Annotated in this window: 19 protein-coding genes, 2 tRNA genes and 1 pseudogene; 15 read left to right on the top strand and 7 right to left on the bottom strand. The window is 59.2% G+C overall.

All coding sequences use genetic code 11. From position 1 onward, the window contains the following. The 4 genes and pseudogenes from tuf to ABIZ35_RS02215 all read left to right on the top strand — a co-directional run. Positions 1-143 (top strand): annotated as a pseudogene (gene tuf / locus ABIZ35_RS02230) (elongation factor Tu); the annotation flags it as partial. A 74-nt stretch (positions 144-217) separates the two neighbouring features. Beyond that, the gene (gene rpmG / locus ABIZ35_RS02225; protein WP_119325145.1) at positions 218-379 is read left to right on the top strand and encodes a 50S ribosomal protein L33; all 162 of its coding nucleotides are present in this window, start codon (positions 218-220) and stop codon (positions 377-379) included. A 50-nt stretch (positions 380-429) separates the two neighbouring features. Next, positions 430-505: transfer RNA gene (locus ABIZ35_RS02220), tRNA-Trp, on the top strand. 109 nt (positions 506-614) lie between these two features. Continuing rightward, on the top strand, positions 615-1,313 hold the full coding sequence (locus ABIZ35_RS02215) for a DUF4397 domain-containing protein (RefSeq protein WP_348218239.1): 699 nt from the start codon (positions 615-617) through the stop codon (positions 1,311-1,313). Between the two features lie 17 nt (positions 1,314-1,330). On the opposite strand, the gene ABIZ35_RS02210 is transcribed toward ABIZ35_RS02215, so the two are convergent. Then, positions 1,331-3,052, bottom strand: coding sequence for an alpha-L-fucosidase (locus ABIZ35_RS02210; RefSeq protein WP_348218238.1), 1,722 nt, complete (start codon positions 3,050-3,052; stop codon positions 1,331-1,333). A 133-nt stretch (positions 3,053-3,185) separates the two neighbouring features. Between ABIZ35_RS02210 and ABIZ35_RS02205 the strand changes: the two genes are divergently transcribed. Beyond that, positions 3,186-4,028 carry an AraC family transcriptional regulator gene (locus ABIZ35_RS02205; RefSeq protein ID WP_348218237.1) on the top strand — a complete coding sequence of 281 codons (843 nt, stop codon included), beginning with the start codon at positions 3,186-3,188 and terminating at the stop codon, positions 4,026-4,028. Positions 4,029-4,054: 26 nt separating this feature from the next. Here ABIZ35_RS02205 and ABIZ35_RS02200 read toward each other — a convergent pair whose 3' ends face one another. After that, positions 4,055-4,357 carry a hypothetical protein gene (locus ABIZ35_RS02200; protein WP_348218236.1) on the bottom strand — a complete coding sequence of 101 codons (303 nt, stop codon included), beginning with the start codon at positions 4,355-4,357 and terminating at the stop codon, positions 4,055-4,057. 48 nt (positions 4,358-4,405) lie between these two features. Then, positions 4,406-4,810, bottom strand: coding sequence for a CoA-binding protein (locus tag ABIZ35_RS02195; protein WP_348218235.1), 405 nt, complete (start codon positions 4,808-4,810; stop codon positions 4,406-4,408). A gap of 121 nt (positions 4,811-4,931) precedes the next feature. Here ABIZ35_RS02195 and ABIZ35_RS02190 point away from each other — a divergent pair. Beyond that, a tRNA-Leu gene (locus tag ABIZ35_RS02190) sits at positions 4,932-5,015 on the top strand. Between the two features lie 77 nt (positions 5,016-5,092). Next, positions 5,093-6,556, top strand: a complete 1,464-nt coding sequence (lpdA, locus tag ABIZ35_RS02185) for a dihydrolipoyl dehydrogenase (RefSeq protein WP_348218234.1) — start codon at positions 5,093-5,095, stop codon at positions 6,554-6,556. 78 nt (positions 6,557-6,634) lie between these two features. Here lpdA and ABIZ35_RS02180 read toward each other — a convergent pair whose 3' ends face one another. Continuing rightward, positions 6,635-7,189, bottom strand: a complete 555-nt coding sequence (locus ABIZ35_RS02180) for a helix-turn-helix domain-containing protein (RefSeq protein WP_348218233.1) — start codon at positions 7,187-7,189, stop codon at positions 6,635-6,637. Between the two features lie 126 nt (positions 7,190-7,315). Between ABIZ35_RS02180 and ABIZ35_RS02175 the strand changes: the two genes are divergently transcribed. Then, positions 7,316-7,726 carry a hypothetical protein gene (locus ABIZ35_RS02175; protein WP_348218232.1) on the top strand — a complete coding sequence of 137 codons (411 nt, stop codon included), beginning with the start codon at positions 7,316-7,318 and terminating at the stop codon, positions 7,724-7,726. A 32-nt stretch (positions 7,727-7,758) separates the two neighbouring features. Continuing rightward, a complete protein-coding gene (locus tag ABIZ35_RS02170) occupies positions 7,759-8,595 on the top strand; it encodes an SDR family oxidoreductase (RefSeq protein ID WP_348218231.1) in 837 nt (278 codons plus the stop codon). Between the two features lie 29 nt (positions 8,596-8,624). Here the strand turns inward: ABIZ35_RS02170 and ABIZ35_RS02165 are convergent, their stop codons facing one another. Beyond that, the gene (locus tag ABIZ35_RS02165) at positions 8,625-9,620 is read right to left on the bottom strand and encodes a hypothetical protein (RefSeq protein WP_348218230.1); all 996 of its coding nucleotides are present in this window, start codon (positions 9,618-9,620) and stop codon (positions 8,625-8,627) included. Positions 9,621-9,774: 154 nt separating this feature from the next. Between ABIZ35_RS02165 and ABIZ35_RS02160 the strand changes: the two genes are divergently transcribed. Beyond that, a complete protein-coding gene (locus ABIZ35_RS02160; protein ID WP_348218229.1) occupies positions 9,775-10,419 on the top strand; it encodes an RNA ligase family protein in 645 nt (214 codons plus the stop codon). A 7-nt stretch (positions 10,420-10,426) separates the two neighbouring features. On the opposite strand, the gene ABIZ35_RS02155 is transcribed toward ABIZ35_RS02160, so the two are convergent. Then, positions 10,427-11,617 (bottom strand): ParB/RepB/Spo0J family partition protein, encoded by a 1,191-nt coding sequence (locus ABIZ35_RS02155; protein WP_348218228.1) that lies wholly within the window; start codon positions 11,615-11,617, stop codon positions 10,427-10,429. A gap of 103 nt (positions 11,618-11,720) precedes the next feature. Beyond that, positions 11,721-14,705, bottom strand: a complete 2,985-nt coding sequence (locus ABIZ35_RS02150) for an FtsW/RodA/SpoVE family cell cycle protein (RefSeq protein WP_348218240.1) — start codon at positions 14,703-14,705, stop codon at positions 11,721-11,723. Positions 14,706-14,774: 69 nt separating this feature from the next. Between ABIZ35_RS02150 and ABIZ35_RS02145 the strand changes: the two genes are divergently transcribed. The 5 genes from ABIZ35_RS02145 (at position 14,775) to ABIZ35_RS02125 (ending at position 18,121) form a co-directional block, all read left to right on the top strand. Beyond that, positions 14,775-15,791 carry a hypothetical protein gene (locus ABIZ35_RS02145; protein WP_348218227.1) on the top strand — a complete coding sequence of 339 codons (1,017 nt, stop codon included), beginning with the start codon at positions 14,775-14,777 and terminating at the stop codon, positions 15,789-15,791. Next, the gene (locus ABIZ35_RS02140) at positions 15,776-16,984 is read left to right on the top strand and encodes an acyl-CoA reductase (protein ID WP_348218226.1); all 1,209 of its coding nucleotides are present in this window, start codon (positions 15,776-15,778) and stop codon (positions 16,982-16,984) included. The genes ABIZ35_RS02145 and ABIZ35_RS02140 overlap by 16 nt, the downstream gene beginning before the upstream one ends. Before the next feature lie 186 nt (positions 16,985-17,170). Continuing rightward, positions 17,171-17,515, top strand: a complete 345-nt coding sequence (locus ABIZ35_RS02135; protein ID WP_348218225.1) for an STAS domain-containing protein — start codon at positions 17,171-17,173, stop codon at positions 17,513-17,515. A gap of 50 nt (positions 17,516-17,565) precedes the next feature. Further along, positions 17,566-17,817: a hypothetical protein gene (locus ABIZ35_RS02130; protein WP_348218224.1), complete on the top strand. Its 252-nt coding sequence runs from the start codon at positions 17,566-17,568 to the stop codon at positions 17,815-17,817. Between the two features lies 1 nt (position 17,818). Next, positions 17,819-18,121, top strand: a complete 303-nt coding sequence (locus tag ABIZ35_RS02125) for a YtxH domain-containing protein (RefSeq protein ID WP_348218223.1) — start codon at positions 17,819-17,821, stop codon at positions 18,119-18,121. Positions 18,122-18,301: the final 180 nt, after the last annotated feature.

The following is an 18,301-nucleotide window of genomic DNA, read 5'->3' as shown; positions in this document are numbered from 1 at the left end:
TGGAGATGGTTATGCCGGGCGATAACGTTTCGATCACGGGCACTCTGATCGCCCCGATCGCGATGGAGGAAGGCCTGCGCTTCGCAATCCGCGAAGGCGGTCACACCGTTGGCGCCGGCGTCGTCAGCAAGATTATTCTTTAAGTCCGCAGGGACTTCGACGGTTAGCGGCGTGAAGGCAAATCACTTTGCCTTCTCGCCGCCTTTAGGACACTGTTATGGCAAACGAAGCACGAGTCATTGTGAACTTGGCGTGTACTGAGTGCAAAGAGCGCACATACGCCACGACGAAGAACAAGCGTAAGCATCCCGAGCGCTTGGAACTGAACAAGTTCTGTCCCCGCTGCCGCGCGCACAAGCTGCACCGCGAAGCGAAATAGTTGAGCCGGCCTCTGCGTATTCTATACGCAGTGGCCGATCTCTTCTCTTTGGGGGTATGGCTCAGTTGGTAGAGCGTTGGTCTCCAAAACCGAAGGTCCCGGGTTCGAGTCCTGGTGCCCCCGCCACATGAAAAGCCGGTCACGCAATGCGTGACCGGCTTTTCGTTTGTCTGGCTCCGATGGGCGCACGCCCGTTCGGCAGGAATTTTGGTTGTTGGGAGGGAATCGCTAATCTATGATAAGGAAGTCTGTCTGTCCGTCGCTCATGGTTTTGAGCGTTTTTTTCGTCGCCCTATGCTCCACAGGCTGCCGCCGCCATAAGACGGTCAATCTAGAGAGCGGCGCCGCCGTTCGCGTGATCAACGCCGTCTCTGGTTCGGAGGATCTGACGCTCTCCGTGAACGATCGCGACGCATGGCGTGGATCGCGATTTCGCAGCACGTCGGGGTACAAGGCGACGGAGCCGGGGAATTATTCGCTCTCCATGGCGACCAGCGCCGCGCAGGCGGGCGCGGCGTCCAATGTTTCGGTCACGCTGGAGCGCGGGGCGGTCTATACGGTCCTTGCTATCGATCCACGCCACGACGGCGATCCTGTCCGTACGATGATCTGGCGAGAGGATCGTGAGCAAGTCCCATCGGACCGTGCGCGCGTCCTGTTCGTTCATGCCGGACCGGATCTGGGGCCGCTAGAGTTCCTTGTCAACAATATCGTGGCGGGGGAGGGGACGCGTTTCGCGCACAAGAGCGAGCCGATGCTGCTTAATCCAGGGACTTACGCTTTCAAGGCGATCAATGCGGGGTCGGACGACGTGCGGCCAGTCGTCGGCCCCACGAGCTTTCGTCTTGAAGGCGGTCGTTCCTATACCGTGATCGCCATGGGACGGCGTTCCACCAATACTGTCTCCCTTGAGGCGTACAGCGACAATCTATAGTACTTTCCTTGGTAGTGTTACTCCACCGTTTGTATGTTCACGTCGGTGATTGTTGGTCCGTCAGATGCATCTAAGACTTTTAGCCGTACGGACTTCGCAGTGACCGGATCGAAGCGGCAGTGAAAGTCTGCTCCGATCTGCTTGCCCTGAAATATCGAGATCCATGGACCGTCGTCCGACGACCGATACTCGATCTGGAAAGATGCGACGCGGTTTGCATAGGCCTCTTTGATATTCACCCCATCGATCTGAGTCGGCGTCTTGTAATCCCGTTGCAGCCACGCTTCCTTTGTTCCGCCGTCCGTCGCCCATCGGGTGGCGTCATTCCCATCAAACGCTTTGTCCGGCCCGTATTCACTGCTGTTTTGATATACGTTGGACGCGGACGCCGCGCCGGCGGCGTAAACACTGTCGATTGGAGCGAGGCGCATTGCCGAGATGTCGAGGGTGAGAGCAATGACGGTGTCGTTCGGATCGTGCGCGGCGCTGGGAACCGTCAGGGTAAGAGCGTTCGCCGATTGCTCGAACGCCGCGGTTCCGTCGCCAAGCACTTCGGCTTTGAGGACCCGCGCCGGCAGGGCCGGTAATTGAATGGCGTCTCCGGTCCAATTCAGAACGTGCACGTAGACGGTATTACCCTTACGGGTGGAAGTGTAGTTGGGCGATGGCTTGTACGGACCGCCGCGCGTTCCGTAAATGGCGTCTCCATGTGTCTTCAGCCATTCCCCAACTCCGTTCAGGATCTCAGCCTGGCGCGGCTCGATCCTGCCATCCGGCATCGGGCCGACATTGAGCAGAAGGTTGCCGTCGCCGCCCGCGCAGCTTGCGAGCGCACGGACCACCGTGGAGACGGTTTTCAGCCTCTCATTCGGCTTCCACGCCCATTGCTCGCCCAGGGTCATGCAGGTCTCCCAGGGCGTTGTGTCGTCGTATGCACCCAGTTCCTGCTCGGGCGTGTAGTAACTCGCGTACTGGGAAAGCAGCTGGCGATTACTATCGTGCGGTCCCAGATCCAAACGGTTGTTAATCAGCATCTTTGCCTGGAGCTTAGTGACCAGCTTGTAAGTGTTTGCCTGATCGTACATCGGGTCTCCGCAATCCCAGTCGAACCAGAGCATATCGATCTTGCCGTAATTGGCCAAAAGTTCATGCAGCTCCGTGTGCATTCGGTCGATAAAGGCGGGGTTTTTCTCCGTGCGGAAGTCGGGATCGCGCCAGTCCATGGGGGAATAGTACCAGCCGATCTTCATTTTCTTCTTATGAGCCGCATCGGCGAGGGCGCCGCAGATATCTTTCTGATACGGCGTCGACGATATGTTGTAGTCGCTGGCCTTGGAGGGCCAGAGCAGAAATCCGTCGCAGTGCTTCGCTGTCAAAACCATATACTTCATGCCCGCGCGGCTGGCGACATCCACCCAAGCGCTCGCGTCGAACTCCGTCGGATCGAACGTTTTGTAGAGATTATCATAGACATCCACGGGAATATTCCCGTTGTTCGGGCAGTGTGGGTTGGAGTTGGCGCGGGACCAGCTGATCTCCTGTCCCGTCTGGCTGACCGGGCCCCAATGGATGAACAGGCCGAAGCGGGCGTCGCGCCACCACGCCATTTTCTTACTTGTCGGCGCCGGGCCGACGGTCTTCTTCTGAGCCACTGCCGGCGTGGCGGCGACCAGTAATGCGGCGGCCAGCGCCGACAGCGTCAAGAGCTGGCCGAGTGGCAGAGCGTGATTTGATATCATAAGTTCATTCCTGACGTCTTGGTCTTGAATAATCATTGCCTTTGTACGAAGAAAGGCCAATCTGTGACTATTATAAGGTCTATGGCTTCGTACGGCAATTGCCTCCTTTGAACATCCGTGGTAATATTTGATCATGGGAAAAGAAATAATTCTGGCCGAACCCCCTCTGCAACAAGCGCCGAGTTTGATGCAGAATGGCCCCGCCTCCTTTGGACAAAGCGGCGCGCACAAATATTTTCTCGCCGGATTGTGGCAATTGCATCTTTACCATGATGAGGGGGAAATACGGCTCACGAATCCAGAATGGTTTGGAGACACGACACTGATTTATCCCATCCGGCCGGGGGCGGTGAGCTTTTTGCCGCCGGACACGCACTCCGAATACCATCTGAGCCGGCCGGGGAGTTTTTACTACGCCCACCTGGCTTTGAACGGCTCTCGCGGCGGCGTGTGCGTGCCCGTAATGCAGTACTTAGACCATGATCGAGGCGAGATGGAAAGGCTGTTTGAGGAAGCGATCGGACTCTCCGCGACGCGGGGGTGGCGGGCGGAGATGAAGATTTGGGAGTTTGTCTGTCGATTGTCTGAGCGGGGTGGTTCGCGTGGTCCTGAAGCTGTGGGGGATCATCCCGCCGTCGCTCGCGCACGGCAGTTTATCGCCCTGCGATTAGACCAGCCAATCGGCGTCCCGGAGATCGCGCGCGCGGCCGGGGTTTCGCACTGCCATCTCAATCGATTATTTCATGCGGAGCTGGCAATGCCCGTCAAAAGCTATCTGACCCAGCAGCGGATGAGCCGGGCGCATTACCTGCTGACATATTCCAGCCAGCCCATAAAATCGATCGCCGCCGATGTCGGAATTCCCGATCTGCACTTGTTCAATAAAGTGGTGCGGCGTCATTTTGGAGCGCCGCCGACATTGGTCCAAGCGGGAATGGTTCCCAAAATAAACGAAGCCTCGCCGAATGTTCGGTGAGGCCTCGCTGCTGTATGGGAATAGTGCTATTTGCCGCGTTCGATCCAATCGCATACGCGGCGGTACGCCGTGGTGAGATAGTCCGACATCAGCTCTTCACGATTGCCGTTGTAGTAGTACTTGACGCGTTCGCCCAGCGGCTCTTCGGGATCGCCGATCGCGTAGGTTGCGATCTCGCGGGGCAGGACCAGCTTGCGGCTGTTGGACTGGTCGATCGCGATAAAGTCCGCCTTGAAAATCTTGTCCGTGTCCTTGAACTGCTCGTTCCAGGTCATCGTGACATCGTAGCTGCGGCCGTCGATGCAGTGATAGCTGCTCTTCTTTTCCATATCTCTTCCGTCACCTCGTCGTTTGATAATTGCAAAAAATGGATCGTGTCAGTGCTTGCGTGTTTTCAGCATCACCATGATGCAGGGACCGCCCGCGACAAACGATGCTCCGGCCGCTTCGCACTGCGCAATCGCGTTGGCCGATTCCGCGCCGGGCTGCATCCAGAACTTTGTGATCCCGCGCGCCAGGGCTTCCGCGACGCCGGCTTCCGTCACTGCGGGCGGGGTGATGAACACCGCGACTTCGGCGTCAGCAGGCGCGGCGGTGATGCTCGGGTAGCAGGGAACTCCCTCTATGTCCGCAGCGTTAGGATTAATAGGATACACGCTCTTGCCGTCGTTTTTCAGCGCGTGAAAGACGAGGCTACCGTACTTCTCGGGGTTACGTGAAGCTCCGGCCACGGCGAAGACGCGCGCCGTCAGAATGCTGTCGATTTCTTCGATTGTATTCATAAGAGTGCTCAGCGTTTTTCACCGTTATGGTAGCCTTTTTGGGGGCTGATTGTCAAGACGAACGACACGCCGCGTGGTTTGACTTCGCTCGGGCTCGTATGCTATACTTATTGGCGTAAACGCCCGGGTGGTGGAATGGCAGACACAGGGGACTTAAAATCCCCCGGGGAAACCCGTGCGGGTTCGAGTCCCGCTCTGGGCACCATCGTTTTTCGAGTACGGCGCCGGCAGACATTGTTTGTTTCCGGCGCCGATTTTCCGTGCGGACATAAGGACACGATAATGGCGCAGTATGATGTCGATGTGATTGTGATTGGCGGCGGCCCCGGCGGCTATCCCGCCGCGATCAAGGCCGCGCAGCTTGGCGGCAAGGTCGTTTGTATCGATTTTGACAAGGCGGGCGGCACCTGTTTGAACTGGGGCTGTATTCCGACGAAGACCATCATCGGCTCTGTCGCCGCCCTGGATCAGGCCAAGCACGCGGCCGACTTCGGTCTGACGCTCGGCGAGGTCGGCTACGACTTCGGCAAGGTCATGGCGCGCAAGGATAAAGTCGTGACGACCCTGGTAAGCGGCGTCGAGTTCCTCCTGAAGAAGAACAAGGTCCGCTTTATCGGCGGCAAAGGCAAGCTGCTAGACGCCCACACGGTTGAAGTGACCGCGCATGACGGCACGGTCGAGAAGATCACCACGGCGTCGATCATTCTCGCCACCGGCAGCGTTCCGGCGGCCCTGCCGATCCCTGGCCTGGACCAGGGCGGCGCCGACTCCGATGTCTTTATCGATAACCGCGAAGCGCGCAAGCGCCGCGGCGAAGGCAAGCTCGGCGGCACGGCGATCTGGACCAGCAACGAGGCCGTTTCCGCGACCGAGCTTCCCAAGCGCCTTGCAGTCATGGGCAGCGGCGCTGTCGGCACCGAGTTCGCCTACGCGTATCGTGGCCTGGGCGCGGAAGTCACACTGATCGAGCTGATGCCGACCATTCTGCCGACGATCGATCCTGAGATTTCGGGCGAGCTGCACAAGCTGCTGACGAAGTCCGGCATCAAGATCATGACCAGCACCAAGGTCGTCGCTGTGGATGTCGCAAATCGCAAGCTGAAGTACGTGAGCGAGAAGGACGGCGACGGCGAGCTGGAGTTCGACAAGCTGCTGGTGGCCGTGGGCCGCGCGCCCTACACCAACGGTTTGGGCCTGGAGAACGCCGGCATCGCGATGGATCGCCGTAAGATCATCGCAGACTCGTTCCTGCGCACCAACGTCCCGAACATCTACGCGATCGGTGACGCCGCCGGCGGCGGCCTCGCGCACGTTGCGACCCGTGAAGGCGAAGTCGCCGCTGAGAACGCGATGGGGCACAATGTCGAGATGGATCGCCGCGCGATCCCGGCGTGCGTCTACACCGAGCCGGAGATCGCCGTGACGGGCCTTACCGAGAAGGAAGCGCGCGAGCAGGGCTATGATGTCAAAGTCGGCAAGTTCACCTTCAAGGCGCTTGGCAAGGCGATGGCGATCAACGAAAACGTCGGTATGGTCAAGATCGTGACCGACGCCAAGTACGGCGAGATCCTGGGCGCGCACATCGTCGGCCCGCACGCCACGGACCTGATCCATGAAGTCTGCGTCTCCATCAAGCTGGAGTCGACGATCGAAGAACTCATGCACACGATCCACGGCCACCCGACCCTGTCGGAAGCCGTCATGGAAGCCGCGCAGGACGTCAAGGGCGAGAGCGTCCACAAGTAAGTTCGTTCGGACAAAACCAGAAAAACCGATCTCCGCAAGGGGATCGGTTTTTTGTTTGTCTGGAGTAACAGAATTTCGTCAAACAGAGGCGTTCAGCGCGGCGATGGTCAGTGATATCTGGATCGCGATCATGCGCCGCAGATCCGCGCCGTCTTTAGCGACTGTTTTGAAGCCGTGGACCGCAAATAGCAGCGCCTGGGCTAATTCTTCTGGCGTCACCTTCAGTGTTGAAGCACGGACAGCTTCCCGAAGCAGATCGGCCAGAAACGCCTGAAACTCGGCCGCCACCTCCTGCATCGCCGGATTTTCGTACTCGAACAAATCCCTGGCGTCAGGACTGGAGTAAGCGAGATCGAATGATTGCCCCACCCATAACTCGAAGCCAAGCGTAAGCTTCTGTTCCAGTGTCTTGTGCGCGGCGAGCTGGGCGTGGATCCTCTCAAAGATATCATCGTTCATCCGGTGGATCACGGCCCCAAAAAGCTCTTCCTTTTTAGGAAACACCAAATACAGCGCCGGGCGCGATATTCCCGCCGCTTTCGCGACATCGGCCATCGTGGTGCGGACATAGCCATAGCGCGCGAACACGTCCCGCGCCGCCTTGAGGATGCGTTCTTCTTTTTCACTGCTCATAACAAAATAATGACATATTTGTGCTGAGAAAGTTGACATTTATTGTCTATATGTCCATAATAGTCATATAGACAAATAAAGTCAAATGTCTAATTAGAGGAAATTTCTTTATGGGAGACTAAGACAATGCGAACGATCGAAATTGACGCGGCATCAGTCGCCGAGGCCTCGGGCTTGCTTCCCGGCGACGGTCCCGTGTTTATCCTGAACTTGCTTCGCTACAAGGAGCAAGCCGACTACAATGACCGTGCGGACGCAGCGCCGTGCTCGGGACGCGAGGCGTTTCACGAGCGGTATGTTCCCGTCTTCAACCAGATTGCGGACGCAGGAGCTCGCCCTGTTTGGGTCGGCGCGGCGCTGGCGCGCCTCGTTGGGCCAGCCGACGAACTGTGGGACGATGTCGCCATCGTGGAGTATCCCAGCTTCGCCGCCTTTCGGCGCGTCGTGGACAGTGAAGAATATCGGACAGAAGCCGCTCCTCATCGACTGGCGGCGCTTGAGGACTGCCGTCTGATCGCAATGACGAAGCTGCTCTAAGCTTACTCTCAATGGATAAGGAGTTACCACAGATGATCACACCGCGCACATGGTTTATTACCGGCACATCCAGCGGCATCGGCCGCCATCTTACCGAACTGCTGCTCGCCAAAGGCGAACGCGTCGCGGCCACGGCTCGCAAGACGGAAAGCTTGGACGACTTAAAGGCGCAATATGGGGAACAGCTTTGGGTACGGTCATTGGACGTGACTGATACGGCGGCGATCCGTCACGTCGTGGAGGAAGCATTTCGGGATCTGGGCCGGATCGATGCGATCGTCAGCAATGCCGGCTACGCGCTCGTTGGAGCCGGCGAAGAATTACAGGACGATCAGATCGTTCAGCAGATCAACACTAATCTTATCGGATCGATACAGCTGATCCGCGCCGCGCTGCCACATCTTCGTGAGCAGGGCGGGGGACGCATTCTCCAGGTCTCGTCCGAAGGCGGGCAGATCACCTATCCAAATTTCAGTCTGTACCACACGACCAAATGGGGGATTGAGGGGTTTGTCGAAACAGTCGCCAAGGAAGTCGCGCCGTTCCAGATCGCGTTTACGATCATCGAACCGGGACCGACGCGCACGAACTTCGGTGGTGGAATCGTCAGCCCTCCGCCGATGGAAGTTTACGACAATACGCCCGCCGGCGAAGTGCGCCGCGCCGTCGCGTCCGGTGAATTCAAAGCGCCTGGGGACGCTGTGAAAGTGGCCCAAGCGATGATCGACTCCGTGGATGTCACGCCTGCGCCGCAACGCTTGCTGTTCGGCGGTGACGCTTACGAGCGTGTGCATCAGGCGCTTACGGATCGATTGGCGGCTTTGGAAGCGCAGAAGGATCTGGCTTACAGCACCGACACGGATGTCTAAAACGAGGGATGGCTGCGTTTTGGTGGAAGTTACGCGGGCGTTGCGATCGGCGGCGCGTTTACCCCCGGAGGAGCGATTGGCGGAGGCGCTTTCGGCGCGGTGTCGGGCAGCAATTGCAGGCGCAGGTCGCGGCAGATATCGCCGAGCTGCTTGAGCTCCGCGAGCGTCATCAATCGGCTGGACTTGCTGGACGGGGCTGCCTGCACTAAGAACTTGTTTAGTCTGGACTTGAGGTCATTCTGCTCGGCGGACGGCTTGTCCGGAAAGCGCAGCACCAGCCAGTCGCGCATGCCGCGAAGGTCCGTGGTAATTTCGGAAAGCGGCGGCAGCAGATCCGGCATCTGTTCCTGAGCGGAGATTTCCGCCAGACCCGCGATCAGCCCTTCGGCATACCAGACCTTACCGGACGCAGGCACGGCCGGCGAGGCGATCCACTGCTTGATCGTGGCGTTCTCCGAAAGGCCCGACAGACGCTCGAATTCGTTGAGCGACGCCAGCGCTCGGCCGGCGTTCGGGCTTTGCAGCGCGACATCATGCGCCTCACCCACTAGCGCCAGCGGTTTGTTCAGTCGCTGCACGGCGTTCGAGATTGTTGCGGTCGCCTGGGGAGCCGCGTGCAGGGCGCGCATCGTCGTCAGCGCATCTGAGAAGCTGCCCTTGGCCATCTCCCGGTTGCGCTCCGCGATCGGCAGCAAGTTTCCCAGCTCCTGCACCGCCTTATTCTTATCTTTAATTTTCGTGATCTTGGTTGCGCGCTTCGCTAGCTCCGCATAAGAGAACGCGGCCTTCGCGAGCGAATACCCAAAGGCGAAGTACTGCCGCTCGGCAGCCGTCACCGACAATGGCGGCTGCGGCGCGGCGGGCGTTGTGGGGAAGGGAGGCGTGACAGCGCCGGGCGCCACCGGAGCGGGAGCGTTCTTCGGATCGGTCGCCGGGTTTGTGGGAACAGCCAGCGTGACTTGCGCCGGCGCGCAGTGCGATACAGCCAGCAGGCAAAGCAAAGCCAGCGGCGTGGTAATCTTCATGACGCAATTTTAGCAAAAGGCGGTGGGGATGTCAAGCAGAGGAAGGGTGGTACTGTCAGACACTCTCTCGGATATTGACGTCGGCTTCACAGAAAATGTACTATAGGTGCAACTGGCGGCCTTGCCGCGCTTCGCTCAACGAAAGTTACCATCCATGCTGCATTATCCAAAAATTCCAAGCAGTCGAAAATGTCCGCAAACTCGCTGCATCGCGTTTGAGAAGTACGACGGCACGAACCTTCACTGGGACTGGGATCGTGATTTCGGCTGGCACAGTTTTGGGACGCGCCGTGATGCATTCAATCTCACCGAAGCGGGCGTAGCGCAATTTACCCAGGCGCATGAGAACCTGAGCGGATGCGCCGCAGTATTCCAGGAGACTTTGGCGTTAGGGCTTGAACAGATTTTTCAGCAAAATCCGAACTATCTGGCTTATCCCAGCTTGAAGGTTTTTACCGAATTTCTGGGCCGCGAATCATTCGCCGGACTGCATAAGACGGATGATACGAAGGAACTAAGGCTCTTTGACGTCTGGGCGGAGCCGTTCGGCATGATTGGCCCAAAACAGTTTGTCACTGACTTTGGACATCTGAATATTGCGCGCGTCGTCTACGAAGGCAAACTCACCGGGCAATTCGCGGAAGATGTCCGGCTTGATAAATACGGCACGCCGGAAGGCGTCGTTTGCAAAGGCGGCGCCGGCGGGAGCGACCTCTGGATGTGCAAGATCAAAACCGAATCCTACCAGGTGCGACTGAGGCAGGCGTTCGCGGACAAATGGGAAGACTACTGGGAATGACCAGCATCTACGCCGCGATTTTCAGCGTCTTTACCGCCTGCGCCTCGTACTTCGGTTTGTAGTCCGGGCACTTGTAGCTCTTGGAGTACTCTTTCGGGTTCTCCGCCTCGTTCACGTAGATCTGCGCGTTGTTGACGCCGCATTTTTCGGCGGGACGGTCGTAGTTGCCGCAGTCGTAGCAGCGGCGCAGGATAGACCAGCAGACGGAACAGCGGAGGCTGCCGACGAGCTCCACGCGGCCACACAGGGGGCAGTGGATGTAGGTTTCCTGGAAGCCGAACTCTTTGGATTTGAGCGCCAAGCGGACCTTGCGGTTGAACTCGTCCAGGCCGCGCTGAAGCTCGGCGCAGGTGGCGAGCAGCTGGTTCATCTGCACGGCGGAGAGATATTCGATCACGCGCTCGTCGAGCAGGTCGCTCAGTTGATTACCGATCTTATCGATGGCTTTCATATGCTGCTCGGCCGTCGCCGGCTTGTATGGCTTCGCCTTCTCGGCGCGGACACCCATGGTCTTGAGCAGCTGGTCGGTGATCTGAATTGGGACGCGCAGAAACGCCTCGCGCTTGTCGGGATATTTATTAATCGCGTCGATTATTTTTTCGGCGTCGCCCAGGTTGAGCTTCTCCGCCTTGATCTTCTCGACCAGGCGCTTCTGAGTGGCGGGATCGTGGTTCAGCGCGCCGAGGGCGCGGGCGTGGCCTTCGGAAAGCGTGGTCTGTCCGGGGATGGCGCGCAGCGCCAGCTCGTTCTGCACGAAAAGGGGCAGTTCCAGGAGTTCCAGCGAGCGGCGCAGAGTGGTTTCGGAGACGCCCAGCGTCTTGCCGCACTTTTCCCAGGACATAAATGTCAGCAGGCCCTGGATGGCTCGGGCCTTTTCAATCGGGTTGAGATCTTCGCGCTGGAAATTCTCTAAGAGGGCGTCGGCCTGCGCGTCCTCGTCGCTCATCTCCTTGATGACGGCGGGGATGGCCTTGAGGCCGGCGAGGCGCGAGGCGCGGTAGCGGCGCTCGCCCATGACGATCTGGAACTTATCCGAGCCATCCGGCCCCTTGAAGGGACGGACGACGATCGGCTCCAGAACGCCGCGCTCTTTGATCGACGTGGCAAGCTCTTCCAGGCTTTCCTGGTAGAAGGACTTTCGCGGCTGTCCTTCGTTCGTGAGGATCTGATCCAGCGGAACATTCTGTACGTTAGTCATCGTGAGAGCTCTCCCGGTCGCGCCAATCGTTCGGCGCAATCGCAAAGATTGGCCTATTCTGATTGTCGGCGGAAGCAAGCGGTTTCTGGAGAGCCTCACGCGCCTAATGCTTGGATGATGATCCTTGCGGAGAAAAGACCTGAGACACGATGGCGCGGCAGACCGGACCGGCGGCGCTGCGCCCGTGGCCGCCGTTCTCGATCACGCAGGAGAACGCCACGCTGGGGTGGTCCGCCGGCGCGGAGCCGATGAACCAGGAGTGCGTCTGCTTATCTCCCTGATCGTTCTGCGCGCTGCCGGTTTTGCCGGCGACGCTGACGGGGAGGCCATTGAATACGCCGCGCGCCGTGCCGCCGGTGACGACCCCCGCGAGCATCGCCTGAAGCTGCGCCGCCTGATCGACCGTCAGCACCGTCGTCGCGTGCGCCTGTGTGGACGCATCATGGAAGAACCGCGCCGGAATGTGGATACCGCCGTTCGCGACCGTCTGCGCAACCTCCGCCATCTCTGTCGGCGTTGTGCGCACGGTTCCCTGGCCATACGAGCAGTCGGGCAGGTCTTCTCCTAGCGCCTTGAGCTTGGGGAAGTACGCCAGGCCAAAGCCTTCCGTTGCGGTCTTCTCCAGCGCCTCCGGGCCAATTTGAAGTCCCAAATGTGCGAAGTAGATGTTGCACGAAACGGCGAGCGCCTCCGGCATATCCGTTGAGCCATGCGCGGAGAACTCCGAGTCGTCGGTGATACGGCGGCGGGCGTAACGGACGCCGTTGTAACGCCACTTGACGTTGTACTCGGTGTGTGGGCAATTGACGATCGTGCTTTGAAGGCCTTGCTCGAAGGCGGCCGCCGCCGTCACGACCTTGAAGGTCGATCCCGGCGGATAAAGGCCGCGCACGGCGCGGTTGACGAGCGTCGCCCGCTTGTCTTTGTCCGCGAGAAGCTGCGCCATGCCGGCGCCGGTGACCGTCGCCGGATCGAAGGTCGGCGCGGTGACGGCGGCCAGCACCTCGCCTGTCGCGACATCGATCGCAACGGCTGCTCCGCTGTCCTTGGATTTGCCGGTGCGCCGGTCGTGAACCGAGTGTGCGCTGTCCAGCAGCGCGCGTGACGCCGCTTGCTGCAAATCGAGATCGATCGACAGATGAACGTCTTCGCCCTTTGGGCGCGGCGCGCCGGGCAGGTAGCGAAGTCGATAGGCAGTCAGCAGATCGGCGTAGCTCGCATACCCGCGCAGGTCGCCATTGCGGCCGAGCGCGTTTGTCGGGCTGCGATCGCCTTCCACTGCGTAAATCAAGTGGGCGCAGGCGGGACCGCCGGGGTAAACGCGCATGCGGCCATCAGGATTGAGCAGACCGGTCGCCTGGGACATTTGCTCGGACGTAGCGCTGACGGCCAGGACGCGCCCATTGCGGTCGTAGATCGTCCCGCGCGGGATAGCGTTGGCGTAGATCCGCAGGCGAGGATTGACATGATCGCGCGTCACCAGGTCCCGGTCCGGGGTTCGAATGGCGCGGCTGGCAATCGACGTATCCGCGATCCCCTGAATGTAAAAGAGTCGAAAGACGCCGATCTCGATGAGTAAATAGGCGGCCATAGCGACTGTCACGATCCGCGCCGAGCGCGCCCAGGCCGACGAGGCGACGTCTGTCACATCGTTTGGAAGCGTCTTCGACGACAGGTGCAGCAGCAGACCGATGGAGAAGAAGTTGACCACCAGCGACGACGTTCCGAACGACACGAAGGGCAGGGTGATGCCGGTCAGCGGCAGAAAGCCCGTGACGCCGCCGACGATGATCATGGTTTGCAGCGTCAGCAGCGTCGTGAGGCCAGCCGCCAGCAATCGGTCAAAATGAGTGACGGCTTGCAGCGCGATGCGAAACCCGCGAACGCAGATCAGCACATAGACGATCAAAATGCAGATCGCGCCGATCAATCCCATCTCCTCGCCGATGGAGGCGAAGATCAGGTCGGAGCCGCCGCGCGGGATCATGCCGGGATTGCCCATCCCAAGACCGCTGCCGAAGATGCCGCCCGTCGCCATTCCCCAGAGACCCTGACCCAGCTGCGCGCCCTTGGCGTCGGTGTTCTCCCAGGGGTTGAGCCACATCGTCACACGAGTCGCGAAAAAACCAAGGTGGATTTTGTAGCCGATAAAGCCTGCGATCAGCAATAGGGAGCCGCCGACGAGAGGATAGATTTTGCGCTGCGTGGCGAGATACACAATCGTCAGGAACGTTCCGAAGAGCAGAACGGCCGGCCCCAAGTCCTTCATCGCGACGAACAGCAGTAGAACGCTTGCGTAGATGATCGCCAGTGGACCGAAGTCCTGAACGCGGGGGAGGGGATTGATCGGGCTGTCCAGGGCGTCCGGGCGCTGTGTCAGATAAGACACCACGAACAGCACCAGAAGAATCTTGATCACTTCGACCGGCTCAAAGCCGAACAATTGGAGGTGGACGCCGCCCGGTCCGGAGCCGACTAAGATTTGCAGCACCATCAGCACGATGGCCGCCACAGCGTAGACATATTGATAGCGTCTGAGAACAATCCGTGAAAACGGCTTGAGCAGCGGGATCGCCAGCGCGATCATTCCATAGAGGGCGACGCCGCGGATCTGGCCGAGGAAAGAGAATGTATCCCGAAAGGGATCTTTCACGGTATAAACCATCATCAAGCCCACGCCGCAGAGGATCTCAATCAGCGGCAGCAGGAACGGATCGGCGCTCGGGGCGGTTTTGCGAAGGTAGATGTGCGCCAGCAGGAAGGCAAGGAAGAAAAAACCGACGCCCTGCCAGTATTCACTCGCGCCGCCGGCCTTGCTGCGCACGATCAGCAGGTCATCGTCCAGATCGACTCCCGAAGCGGCGAGCGGCTTGAGATGGCGCATCTGCGATGTGGACCCAAACGCATGACCGCGAAGCTTTTGACGCTCATCGACGATCTGCTGCGCGAGGATCGCGGGCAGGCCGAGCCTTTTGACAAGCTGCGGAGCAGTCGCTTGATTGATGTTGACGGCGTTCGCGGGCAGAGTGGCCGTGAGCAGCTTACTCTGGAATAAAAGAAAAAAGCCAAGAGCGAGCACTGCGGACATCGGCAGCAAGAGGGCGAGCTCCAGCCCTCGACGTGAAAAATTTTGACGCATGAGCAGTATAATACCCGTATGGAGACCCTTGCGCGGAATATCGCCGCATTCATCGCCCAGGAACCGGGCGGCAACGACGAGGAGCAGTTCAACGCGCTCGCGCTGGAGCTGTTCGCGCGGCAGTACGAAAAGAATGAAGTCTATCGACGACTGTGCGAGAGCCTGGATGTGAAGCCCGGTTCGATTGATCGTTGGCGGTTGATCCCCGCCACGCCTTCACAAGCGTTCAAGCTCTTCGATCTGAGCTGCACGCCTTCCGAGAGCGCTGTCCGCATTTTTCACTCGTCGGGCACGACGCTGCGTGAGGCCGGCAAACACTATATGGACGCCGATGCGCTCGCGCTTTACGAGATCAGTCTGAAGCGTGGCTTTGAACTGGGGATTCCCGGCGCGCGGGATTTGCCGATCTGGGCGATGATGCCCGCGCCGGACGACGCTCCGCATTCATCGCTCTCGCATATGCTGGGTGATCTACGCGCCGAACGTTTTTACTGGGATCAGAACGCGGCGTTATCCGAGGATCTTGCGAAACTTGACGGTCCGATCGTATTGTTTGGCGCAGCCTTCGCCTTTATTGGTCTCTTTGACGTGTCGGAAGATCATTGGAGCTTGCCGGAAGGCAGTATTGTGATTGAGACGGGCGGCTTCAAAGGACGAACTCGCGAAGTCGCGCGAGAAGAGCTTTATCAAATGTTTCAGGACCGCTTGGGCGTTCCTATTGCTTCGTGTTATAGTGAATACGGCATGTCCGAGATGGCGTCGCAATTTTACAGTCGTGGATTGGACGCCGTGAAGCGTGGTCCGCATTGGGTGCGCACTGTCGCGATCGATCCGGTGACGGGACAAGAGGCGGCTGCGGGGCAGCCGGGGCTGCTCACGCACTTCGATCTGGCGAACTACAACTCGGTAATGGCGGTTCAGACGGAAGATATGGGTGTGATGGACGCAGGCGGGTTTTCGCTGCGCGGTCGTGCAACCGACGCGGAGCTGCGCGGGTGCTCGCTGACTGTCGAGGAATTATGGGCGCGACAGTAACCGACATTCAGGAAGCCGCCATACGGCTGAGAGCGGCGCGGGAGGCTGTTTTGCTTCCAAAGTCGTCGCTCGATGTCGTTGAAGCGCTGAGCCTTCTCGCGGAGCGCTGTCTCAGGGGCGAGAGCGCGGCCGCAGCGCAGCTCGAAACGCTAACAGAGCCGTTTCCGTTTTCGATGGTGCGGCCCAGTCTTAATGCGCTGCTCCAGTCGATGTCGCGGGATTCGTTGCGCCATCTGCAAAAAAATGAAGGGGTTACCGACAGTCTTGGGTATGTTGTCGTAGGCCATGTGATTGCGGGGAACACGCCTCTGCTTGCCTGGACCAGTGTTGTACGCGCCTTGCTGGTGCGCAGCGCCTCGCTCGTCAAGCTTCCGACAGGATCCGCCGCACAGTGGGGCAGGGTGTTTCATACGCTGCTTGCCGAAACCGATCCCAGCCTCGTGCGCTGCGTGGAGATGTGGGAATGGGCCGGCGGAACACGCGATCTGGACGAAACTCTTGCACTACAAACGGATTGTTTGATCGCTTATGGTGACGACGCGACGATTGAACAGCTCCAAGGATACCGCCCTCAGGCGCCTTTCTTGGGATACGGGCATCGGCTGTCCATGGGGATCGCCCTTACCGCCGCAGACGGCATTCGCGCCGCAGCCGACTTCGCGCGTGATGTGCTGACATACGATCAAAGCGGGTGCCTCTCACCGCACTCGATCTATGTGATTGGGGATGTCTACGATGCGGACGACTTTGCGGAGCGTCTGGCCGTCGCTCTCAGGCGTATGTCGATGGAGAGCTTCTCCGCGCCTGTGACCGTCGCCGCCGCCGCTCAGGTGCGCCGGCATCGGACGCTGGCCCGGATGATGGGTGATCGGCTTTGGGAAGATACGGACCTGCGTTACACGGTCGTTCGACCGCGCCGCCGGCAATTTGCCGCATCGCCGACCCATGGGGTCATCAACGTACAGTCGCTTTCGTCGGTGGACGTCTTGCCGGAAGCCCTGGCCGAAGTTACTGGCGCGCTGCAAGGCTGCGCCGTCGCGGCTTCCGGAGACATTCCCTTATCGCTGCGGCGGATCCTGGAAGATGCGGGCGTTTCTTACGTGTGTCGCCCGGGTGAATTGCAGACGCCTCCTATCGAGTGGAGGCAAAACGGTATGGATGTTTTGAAGTGTTTGACGCCCGCAGTTGAATAACGTTGTTTTTGGAGGGAAAATCGATGAGGGAATTCAATGCCCTGTTCCTTGAGGTCTCTTGACTCTCGTAAATAACTCAGATATACTGTTGCTACTAAAAACTCCAAATGTTGCGCTGCGCATCAACGCAGCCACGCAAAACACACCGCCAGATCATACTGCGGTTACCTCAGGAGACTTCTTGTATTGAACGCTGCCCAACTTACGGTTAATAACCGCCCCACGGATAAGGGAGCACTGATCGAAGCCGTTGGCGAGGTAGATCTCACCACGGTCAATCAGCTGCGCGAGCCAGTTCTGGAAGCCGTCAACAACGGCTCCAAGTCCGCGGTCATCGTCGATTTGAGCCGCGTTGATTTTATCGACAGCGCGGGCCTCGCTCTCCTGGTGGAGGCGCGCAAGCGCTTGGCGCCGGATGCGCGCGCCCTGCACATCCTGCTCACCCCAGGACGTCAGCCGGAGCGCGTTCTGCGCCTTGGCCGGTTTGATACGATTATGAACCTGGCGTATGATTTTGCCGATATCGCGTAAAGACTCGGCTTCTCGGAAATGATAACGGAAGGTTTGAACTAGAATACGCAATGGCTGAAACCAAAGGCACGCCGGCGGGCACGTCCGGCATGAGCGCGATGGATAACCTCGCGCTCGCGAACAATTCCGACGACATCGGGTTCGTCGATCCTATTATCGGCCGCACCGCGCAGCGCGATGTGGCGGGATATTTTGGCTTCCCGCTGATCCGCAAGGGCGAAGTCGTGACGAAGGCCACCGCTGAAAAAGCGCTCAACCTGGGACGGCTGTTTGAACTTATCGCCGCAACGGATATCGTTTGATATGGCTGACAATTTCGATTTTGGACAGGATGACCGTTTTGGCTCGCGGCCTGCGGACGGCGCGGCCGGTCTGATCGCCGTCGTCGTAGGCGCAGCAATCGGCGCCGTCGCCGCATTGCTCTTAGCGCCGAAGTCCGGCAAAGATCTGCGTGAGGAGATTGCCTCGAAAGCGGGCAATTGGAAGACACACGCCGCTGACGCAATCGCGGAAGGCCGCGAGCGCGTGGTAAGTTCTGTTGAAGGCACGCTGGGAACAGCGCCGGCGGACGACGCGGCGCGAGTTGAGCCGACTAAAGCCGAATGACCAATTCAACAAAAAACGCCTCGGGCATTTGCCCGAGGCGTTTTTTGTGTCTGTGGCCCTCATCCCCCTGTATGAACAGGGACATGCTTTACACTTTAGACCGGCGACATCCTTTACACATTATTAGGATTGTTTCTCCTTCGAAATGTCTCTTGATGTTTCCAAAGCCAGTGGCGTCTC

The organism is Capsulimonas sp. (assembly GCF_039929585.1).
Taxonomy (GTDB): domain Bacteria; phylum Armatimonadota; class Armatimonadia; order Armatimonadales; family Capsulimonadaceae; genus Capsulimonas.
The sequence above is the reverse complement of the archived record's forward strand: the minus strand, read 5'-3'. Positions and strand labels throughout refer to the sequence as shown.

What these genes read in the sequence shown, in the direction of transcription:
- ABIZ35_RS02165 (WP_348218230.1), bottom strand. Translation starts at nt 9,620, where the DNA reads ATGAAGATTACCACGCCGCTGGCTTTGCTTTGCCTGCTGGCTGTATCG.
- ABIZ35_RS02180 (WP_348218233.1), bottom strand. Translation starts at nt 7,189, where the DNA reads ATGAGCAGTGAAAAAGAAGAACGCATCCTCAAGGCGGCGCGGGACGTG.
- ABIZ35_RS02175 (WP_348218232.1), top strand. Translation starts at nt 7,316, where the DNA reads ATGCGAACGATCGAAATTGACGCGGCATCAGTCGCCGAGGCCTCGGGC.
- ABIZ35_RS02140 (WP_348218226.1), top strand. Translation starts at nt 15,776, where the DNA reads ATGGGCGCGACAGTAACCGACATTCAGGAAGCCGCCATACGGCTGAGA.
- ABIZ35_RS02215 (WP_348218239.1), top strand. Translation starts at nt 615, where the DNA reads ATGATAAGGAAGTCTGTCTGTCCGTCGCTCATGGTTTTGAGCGTTTTT.
- ABIZ35_RS02205 (WP_348218237.1), top strand. Translation starts at nt 3,186, where the DNA reads ATGGGAAAAGAAATAATTCTGGCCGAACCCCCTCTGCAACAAGCGCCG.
- ABIZ35_RS02195 (WP_348218235.1), bottom strand. Translation starts at nt 4,810, where the DNA reads ATGAATACAATCGAAGAAATCGACAGCATTCTGACGGCGCGCGTCTTC.
- ABIZ35_RS02200 (WP_348218236.1), bottom strand. Translation starts at nt 4,357, where the DNA reads ATGGAAAAGAAGAGCAGCTATCACTGCATCGACGGCCGCAGCTACGAT.
- ABIZ35_RS02210 (WP_348218238.1), bottom strand. Translation starts at nt 3,052, where the DNA reads ATGATATCAAATCACGCTCTGCCACTCGGCCAGCTCTTGACGCTGTCG.
- ABIZ35_RS02160 (WP_348218229.1), top strand. Translation starts at nt 9,775, where the DNA reads ATGCTGCATTATCCAAAAATTCCAAGCAGTCGAAAATGTCCGCAAACT.
- rpmG (WP_119325145.1), top strand. Translation starts at nt 218, where the DNA reads ATGGCAAACGAAGCACGAGTCATTGTGAACTTGGCGTGTACTGAGTGC.
- lpdA (WP_348218234.1), top strand. Translation starts at nt 5,093, where the DNA reads ATGGCGCAGTATGATGTCGATGTGATTGTGATTGGCGGCGGCCCCGGC.
- ABIZ35_RS02145 (WP_348218227.1), top strand. Translation starts at nt 14,775, where the DNA reads ATGGAGACCCTTGCGCGGAATATCGCCGCATTCATCGCCCAGGAACCG.
- ABIZ35_RS02130 (WP_348218224.1), top strand. Translation starts at nt 17,566, where the DNA reads ATGGCTGAAACCAAAGGCACGCCGGCGGGCACGTCCGGCATGAGCGCG.
- ABIZ35_RS02170 (WP_348218231.1), top strand. Translation starts at nt 7,759, where the DNA reads ATGATCACACCGCGCACATGGTTTATTACCGGCACATCCAGCGGCATC.
- ABIZ35_RS02150 (WP_348218240.1), bottom strand. Translation starts at nt 14,705, where the DNA reads ATGTCCGCAGTGCTCGCTCTTGGCTTTTTTCTTTTATTCCAGAGTAAG.
- ABIZ35_RS02125 (WP_348218223.1), top strand. Translation starts at nt 17,819, where the DNA reads ATGGCTGACAATTTCGATTTTGGACAGGATGACCGTTTTGGCTCGCGG.
- ABIZ35_RS02155 (WP_348218228.1), bottom strand. Translation starts at nt 11,617, where the DNA reads ATGACTAACGTACAGAATGTTCCGCTGGATCAGATCCTCACGAACGAA.